This is a genomic window from Cupriavidus sp. GW823-FHT07A04, from assembly GCF_058794615.1.
The window spans coordinates 100,685-106,923 of sequence record NZ_JBXAHA010000003.1; the positions used below are offsets into that span (position 1 = coordinate 100,685).

Sequence of the window (6,239 nt, forward strand, 5' to 3'; positions counted from 1 at the left end):
TTCAGTCATCAAGCGCAGCGCCTGACGGTGCGCTTCGGTGCTGTGCGCCAGCGCCTGCATGCTGGCGGAGATCGTCCGCAATGGCGTTGCGGGTATGCGGGTGGTTCAGCGTGATGACGGCGATGCCGTCCTCGCGGACAATCTGGACGAAATCTGACATGGCTGGTGTTTTCTCTTGGCAGGAGGCTGGTTCTTGCTTCAGAACGCGCCTTGCTGGCGCAGGGTGTCGATTGCCGCGGCCGACAGTCCGAGAAGCTCGCTCAGTACCGCCTTGTTGTGCTCGCCGAGGTCCGGGTTGGGCCTCAGTGCCAACGGCGGCGACTGGTGAAAGCGCAAGGGGCTGTTGGGCAGGACCACCTCGCCCAACTTGGGATGCATCACATAGTTCAGCATGCCGCGCTCGTGCATATGACGGTCGTGCACGACCTCATCGAGCGTGCGAACCGGCGCGCAGGGAAAGTGATGGGCCTGGCCAGCCGTCATGATCTCGGCGCGCGTGAGGTTGCAGGTCCAGGAGGCAACCAGTTCGTCCACCTCGCTCATCACCGTACAACGCGAGGCGTGCGTCGCGTAGCGCTCCTGTCCACCCAGGTCGGGGCGCCCCATCGCCTGGCACAGCCCCGGCCAGTGGCCTTCGGTGACGCAGATAATGGCGATGTAGCCATCCTTGGCCGAGTAGGTGTTGTAGGGCGACATTGCGAGCGCCCCGTGCCGGTTTCCGGTGCGCGGATTGCGTTCCGGGTCCTCGTAATACATCGTCAGGTTTGAGGCGAGAGCAGGATACATCGTGTCCTGCATGGCGATCTCGACAATCCTTCCGCGGCCGCTGCGTTCGCGCTCGAACAAGGCCGAGACGATGGCCCCATAGAGGTGGATACCGCCCAGGAAATCGCTGATGGCCGGCCCTGCCTTGAGCGGGGGGCTGTCGGGATAGCCGGTTACGTGCATGGCGCCGCTCATGGCCTGAATGGTCAGGTCCATGGCAAGATGATCGCGATTCGGCCCACTGGTCCCGTAGCCCGAGGCGGACGCGTAGACCAAGCGAGGCTGGATCTCCAGCAGCGCCTCGGCCCCGAGGCCGAGGCGCTCCATCACGCCCGGCATGAAGTTCTCGAGCACCACGTCTGCCTTGGCCACCAGGTCACGAAAGACGCTGCGGCCTTGCTCGGTCTTGAAGTTGAGCGTGATGCCGCGCTTGTTGGAATTAAGCATGGCCAGGGGCAACAGCGACTCGCGGCGCGCGCGCACCGGCTCGCCATGTGGTGGTTCGATCTTGATTACGTCGGCGCCGGCCATCGCCAGAAGGAAGCCGCAGTAGGGACCCTGATAGATCTGGCCCAGGTCGAGTACGGTCAGGCCGGCAAGGGGAAGCTGGCGAGCCGGAAGTTGCTCGGTCACGCTCTTGGTCAGGTTCGTCGTCATGATATGGCTCTCATTGTTTCTGTATCCCGGCCTGCCGGGCTGCCTGCTCCCAGCGGCTGATTTCCTCAAGCTGGAAGCGCCTCAGTTCGTTGGCATCGCCCACAAACGGCTCGCCGTAGGATTGCCGCACCTTCATCGCGGTTTCGGGCAAGCGGTAGATCGCCTGCAACTGCTTGTCGAGCAGGTCGACGACGGACGCCGGCGTACGAGCCGGAACGAAAGCGCCGGTCCAGTTGACCATGTAGTAGTCCCGGAAGCCCGACTCCTGCAGCGTCGGCACCTTGGGGAAGGCGTCGAAGCGCCGATCGCTGCTCACAGCCAGCAATCGAACCTTGCCGGACTGGAGAAAGGGAACGACGGCGCCGAGGTCGACAAAGGCGAAATCGAGCTGGCCGCCAGCCAGGTCCGACAAAGCTGGCGCCACGCCCTTGTAGGGCACCGGCGTAGCGCGGCCACCGGCAAGTTGAAGGAAGAGTTCGGTGGCGACCTGGTATGAGGCCGCACCAGCGCCATAGTTGAGCGTGCCAGGCTGGGCCCGGCTGCGCGCTACCAGGTCGCCGATCGTTTTCACACCCGAAGAGCCTGGCACCACCACCGCCATCACGCCACGCGTCAGCCGGGCCACCGGTGCGAAGTCCTTCACGGGGTCGTATGGCAAGCGCTTGAAGATGGCAACATTGGTCGCCATCGGTGAATTGCTGGCCAGGAAGATCGTGTGGCCATCGGCGTCCGCGCTGGCCACGGCCATGGATGCGATGAAGCTGTTGGCACCGGGCCGGTTCTCCACCACCACCGGCTTGCCCAGCCGCTCACCGAGCTTCTGCGCGACATAGCGCGCAGTAGTATCGGCGCCGCTGCCGGGCGGGAACGATACGACTAGTCGGATTGGCTTATCAGGGTAGGCGCCCGCGTTGAAGGGCTGCGCCAGCAAGAGCAATGCGACCGCTCCGGCAAGGCGCAGTGAGGTGCGTCTGTTCATCTTGTCTCCACGCTAACTGATCGGGGGCGAGCTCTGTCTCTGGCTCGCGTGGCTGCAGAATAGACAGCCACAGACACGGCACCAATCGGGGTGGGTATATATCAGCCATACCACTGCTGGTATGACCTTGTAATCGTGTTAGTGCGCGGGGAGTACGTTGCTGATCTCGGCGCGCAGCCAAGCGCAGGCCGCGTCGCGGTGGGTGAGGTTGTGCCAGAACATCGAGACATCCGTGGCAGGCGCCTCGAAGGCAAGTTCGGCCACCGCAACGTTATCTGGCAAGGCCAGTCGCCTGGCTGTCCTTGCCGGGATGGCGCAGATCATGTCGGTCTCGCTGACGATCTGCGGCGCCGCCATGAAGCTGGAAATGGTGTACACCACCCGGCGCGAGCCACCTTGCTTGCGGATGGTCCGGTCGATCAGTTCACCGAGCAGGGTGAGGCCGGTTGGCGAGACGTCGAGGTGAGGCAGGTTGCAGAAATCCTTCAGGCTTATCCGTGCATTCGCCCCGGTACGGCGCGGCTTGCGCATCACACAGACAAAGGCCTCGGAGTATAGGAACCGAGTGCGGATCCCGGGTGCGGAGGGAAAGGCCGAGCCGATGCAGAGATCGAGTTCGCCGCTTGCCAACGCATCAACGGCGCCGCTCCGATGCAATGGACTGAACTGTGCCGTGATGGAGGGGGCGGCGCACCGCAGTGCGCTTAGCAAGGAGGGGGCCAGCGAGAGCTGGATATGCTCATTGCAGGCCAGCGAGAAGTGTCGCACGTGGGTGGCGGCATCGAAGGGCGCATTGGCCCCCGCCAACTGGGCCGTGGTTTCCAGCAGTTTTTCCACGATCGGCAGCAACTCCTTGCCGTGCGAGGTCAGCAGCATATGGTTGCCTTCACGCACCAGCAGGGCATCCTGGAAGACGTTGCGCAGGCGATCGAGGGTTCGACTCATAGCCGGCTGCGACACCTCCATCTGGGCCGCCGCGCGCGATACGCTGCGGCCTCGCAACAGGGCGGCAAGCGCGTACAACGTATGGAAGTCAACATTGCCCAGCCGGTCCAGACCGGACATCGGGTTAGCTTTGCCTGCTTTAATTTCGGGCTCCACGCTATCGTAGACAGGGCCACATGATAGTACCTGGCGGCTGGGGGCGATTCTGGTCGCACGGAGCCAGCGCGGCATCTGCGCCATCCTGCTCGGCGACGACCCCGAACAACCCACATCTGGCCATGTTGACCTGCCTGGCGGCTGTGCCTGGATGGTGACACAAACGCAGAGCCTGCACTGGGCCACCTCCAGCAGCCCCGGGGCGCACATTTGACCAATGGGACCTTCCTGGACTATGTTCTATCGTTGGCGAAGAAGAGAGTCGTGGAGGCACTTCAACGAAAACGGGGACCCTACGTCACGACGCTTGCGCCCCGCTATTTGCAACTGCACGGAGGACCGAGGCACCTATGTCAAAGACCACCAAGAAGCAATACCTCAAGGCACTCAACCGGCGCCTGAAGAAGGAATCGGCAGGCAGGTTCGATACGGAGTTTGTGTGCTATCCGGTCGGCTCAAAACCGAAGGACGCGACTGGCGTGACAGCAAGTGCACCCGCCGATGCGCAGGTCCTCGCCGTCATGGATGCTGTCCAGGCTCGGGTGTTTGCCAAGTTCGAGGACTCGGCAAAACACGGATAGGCCGATGTTTCGGCGACGGCAGGCCGCGCGGGCGCGCTACGAGCGCCCGGCGTGGCCCGAAGCGCTCTCGCCGCTGCCGGAAGCGCTCTCGCCGCTGCCGGAACCCGCCGCCCCAGGCACGCCGCTCAGGCCTTGGCGGGACGCCCGGTCTTGATGGCTTCGACTTTTGAGACCGCGCTCAGCAATTGCTTCGGCGAGCTTGCAGCAAGCAGCTGCAATCCGGCGCGCAGGATCTCGCTTTTCTTGATGTGCACGCCCGCGTCGAGGCACCGCTGCTTGAGCTCGGCGAGCTTCGCGTAGTCGGACTTCGGCATCGTGAAGCTGTCACGCAGCACCTTTTCTTTCTTGGCGCCCTGCGCTTTTTTCGGCGCGGCCACATCGGTGCGAGCTTCCACCTTCGATGGTTTGCTCTTCTGGGATTTCGTCTCGGCCTTCGTTGCGGCCTTGGTCACGGCCTTCTTGCTACCCGAGCCCCTTGGCGTCTTCCCCTTGGGGGCGGCTGCGTTGCTGTCGGCTACTGGCGCGCTCGTCGGAAAATGAAAGACCTCTTTCGTCGGCGGCTTGATGATGGGTGAATTCACGGTAATTCTCAAATCAGAAACAGGCTAAACAGTATATACCGTTTAGCGACGGGCATCAGGCGGCCCCTCAAGCCGCCACCCTCGCCCGTTAGGGGCGCTTCGGTTATTTGCTAGTGGCGTCAACAGGGATCCCGGCGGCGCTGCCGGCCGCGCCGCCTCGCCCGGGCCGGCGCACGGCTCTTACCTTCCCGCTGCTTCCGCCTCCGCAGAAGAACTGGTCGCTGCCATTGGACTCGAGCCCCGACACGCCGACGCCGCCTGGCATCTCGATGCTCTCCAGGACCTTTCCCGTGCGGGGATCGACTTGCCTCAACTCGCTCTGCTCACCTTCCCAGGTGCCGTGCCAGAGCTCTCCTTCGACCCATGTGACCCCGGTGACGAAGCGATTGGACTCGATGGTGCGAAGAATCTCCCCGGTTTGGGGATCGACCTGATGGATCTTGCGCTCCCGGTACTGCCCCACCCAGAGCGTCCCTTCAGCCCATGCAAGTCCCGAGTCGTTGCCGCCGCCGGGGGCCGGAATCGTGGCGACCACGCGGCCGGTCTGCGGATCGATCTTCTGGATGCGATCCTCGGCGATCTGGAACAGGTGCTGGCCGTCGAAGGCCGTTCCTGCGTGTGCGGCGACATCCATCGAGCGCAGCGTCTTCCCGCTCGCCGGATCCAGCGCGATCAGCTTGTCGCCGGTGGCAAACCAGACTTGCTGACCGTCATACGTGACCCCATGCACGTTGTCGACACCCGGAAAGGGACCATACTCGCGAATGATTTCGGCCGCTGATCGTTTCATGTTTCCATCCTCGTCACGCTGTAGTGAATCCGCTGTAGTGAAGTGCAATCCATGAAGCGCATTCTAGTCACCCGGCAGTGGCGCGGGGAGTAACAAGGTCGTCGTGAATCCCTGCACGGGCGGCGTCAGCCAGCGGCGCGCGCGCCCGCGGCCAAACGACTGCACCTTGCCTGTTGCCGCAAGCGCGTCGAGCGCCCGCTGCACGGTGCGCTGGCTGGCGCCAAGGGCCACCGCCAGGCCCGAGCTAGACCATGACTCACCGTCCGCAACGAAGGCGAGCACCGCCGCGTGCGCTTCGTCGACGGGCCTCGCCAGCACGACAACCTCACGGGCGACGCGCGGCACCAGCGCAAACCCCCGCTGGGTCGCGCTCACGCCGGCCAGCGGCCCGAGCACCGAGCGAAGCCGCCCGATTTCAACGCGTAGCCGCGCGCGATGCGACGCATCGGCATGCTTGGCGCGGAATGCCCGCGCAACGAGCGCGTCCCTCGGCACGTCCGCGGGCCACGCTTCGGCCAGCGCGCGTGCGAGCGCGAACAGCACCGGACGCCTTGCCAGCGAGACCACCGTGCCCGCGTCACGCACGGCATGACGGCACGCGTCCACGACAAGCGCCTTGGACGCCAGCAACGCTTCCACCTCATCGAGCAGCAGGAACCGCTCCTCGCCACGCGCAATCAGGCGCGCCGCGGGCGTTTTCAGGACGAGGAATGCGCTCTGGACCTCTGCCGTCAGCGCGGGGATGCCGGCGTGGGGGGGGGGGGGGGGGGGGGGGGGGGGGGGCG

General features: G+C 64.4%; 7 protein-coding genes and 1 pseudogene. 1 reads left to right on the plus strand and 7 read right to left on the minus strand.

The window, feature by feature from the left end:
* Nucleotide 1: 1 nt before the first annotated feature.
* The 4 genes from AC1Q7Q_RS06190 to AC1Q7Q_RS06205 all read right to left on the minus strand — a co-directional run bounded on the left by AC1Q7Q_RS06190 (nt 2) and on the right by AC1Q7Q_RS06205 (nt 3,550).
* Nucleotides 2-160 carry a hypothetical protein gene (locus tag AC1Q7Q_RS06190; protein ID WP_492373842.1) on the minus strand — a complete coding sequence of 53 codons (159 nt, stop codon included), beginning with the start codon at nt 158-160 and terminating at the stop codon, nt 2-4.
* Between the two features lie 38 nt (nt 161-198).
* Nucleotides 199-1,422, minus strand: a complete 1,224-nt coding sequence (locus tag AC1Q7Q_RS06195; RefSeq protein ID WP_492373843.1) for a CaiB/BaiF CoA transferase family protein — start codon at nt 1,420-1,422, stop codon at nt 199-201.
* Between the two features lie 10 nt (nt 1,423-1,432).
* Entirely contained in the window at nt 1,433-2,401 is a 969-nt protein-coding gene (locus AC1Q7Q_RS06200; RefSeq protein WP_492373844.1) for a Bug family tripartite tricarboxylate transporter substrate binding protein, read from the minus strand.
* 138 nt (nt 2,402-2,539) lie between these two features.
* Entirely contained in the window at nt 2,540-3,550 is a 1,011-nt protein-coding gene (locus AC1Q7Q_RS06205) for a LysR family transcriptional regulator (protein ID WP_492373874.1), read from the minus strand.
* Nucleotides 3,551-3,852: 302 nt separating this feature from the next.
* Between AC1Q7Q_RS06205 and AC1Q7Q_RS06210 the strand changes: the two genes are divergently transcribed.
* Nucleotides 3,853-4,083 (plus strand): hypothetical protein, encoded by a 231-nt coding sequence (locus tag AC1Q7Q_RS06210; protein ID WP_492373845.1) that lies wholly within the window; start codon nt 3,853-3,855, stop codon nt 4,081-4,083.
* A gap of 125 nt (nt 4,084-4,208) precedes the next feature.
* Here AC1Q7Q_RS06210 and AC1Q7Q_RS06215 read toward each other — a convergent pair whose 3' ends face one another.
* From AC1Q7Q_RS06215 to AC1Q7Q_RS06225, 3 genes and pseudogenes are all read right to left on the minus strand, one after another.
* Complete coding sequence (locus AC1Q7Q_RS06215; protein WP_492373846.1) at nt 4,209-4,664, minus strand: hypothetical protein; 456 nt, start codon at nt 4,662-4,664, stop codon at nt 4,209-4,211.
* Nucleotides 4,665-4,767: 103 nt separating this feature from the next.
* Nucleotides 4,768-5,454 carry a Vgb family protein gene (locus AC1Q7Q_RS06220; protein WP_492373847.1) on the minus strand — a complete coding sequence of 229 codons (687 nt, stop codon included), beginning with the start codon at nt 5,452-5,454 and terminating at the stop codon, nt 4,768-4,770.
* Nucleotides 5,455-5,517: 63 nt separating this feature from the next.
* Nucleotides 5,518-6,207: pseudogene (locus tag AC1Q7Q_RS06225) on the minus strand (helix-turn-helix domain-containing protein); the annotation flags it as partial.
* Nucleotides 6,208-6,239: the final 32 nt, after the last annotated feature.

Bases quoted from the DNA above. Each gene is read 5' to 3' on its own strand.
- AC1Q7Q_RS06190 (WP_492373842.1), bottom strand. From the start codon at position 160: ATGTCAGATTTCGTCCAGATTGTCCGCGAGGACGGCATCGCCGTCATC.
- AC1Q7Q_RS06210 (WP_492373845.1), top strand. From the start codon at position 3,853: ATGTCAAAGACCACCAAGAAGCAATACCTCAAGGCACTCAACCGGCGC.
- AC1Q7Q_RS06200 (WP_492373844.1), bottom strand. From the start codon at position 2,401: ATGAACAGACGCACCTCACTGCGCCTTGCCGGAGCGGTCGCATTGCTC.
- AC1Q7Q_RS06220 (WP_492373847.1), bottom strand. From the start codon at position 5,454: ATGAAACGATCAGCGGCCGAAATCATTCGCGAGTATGGTCCCTTTCCG.
- AC1Q7Q_RS06195 (WP_492373843.1), bottom strand. From the start codon at position 1,422: ATGACGACGAACCTGACCAAGAGCGTGACCGAGCAACTTCCGGCTCGC.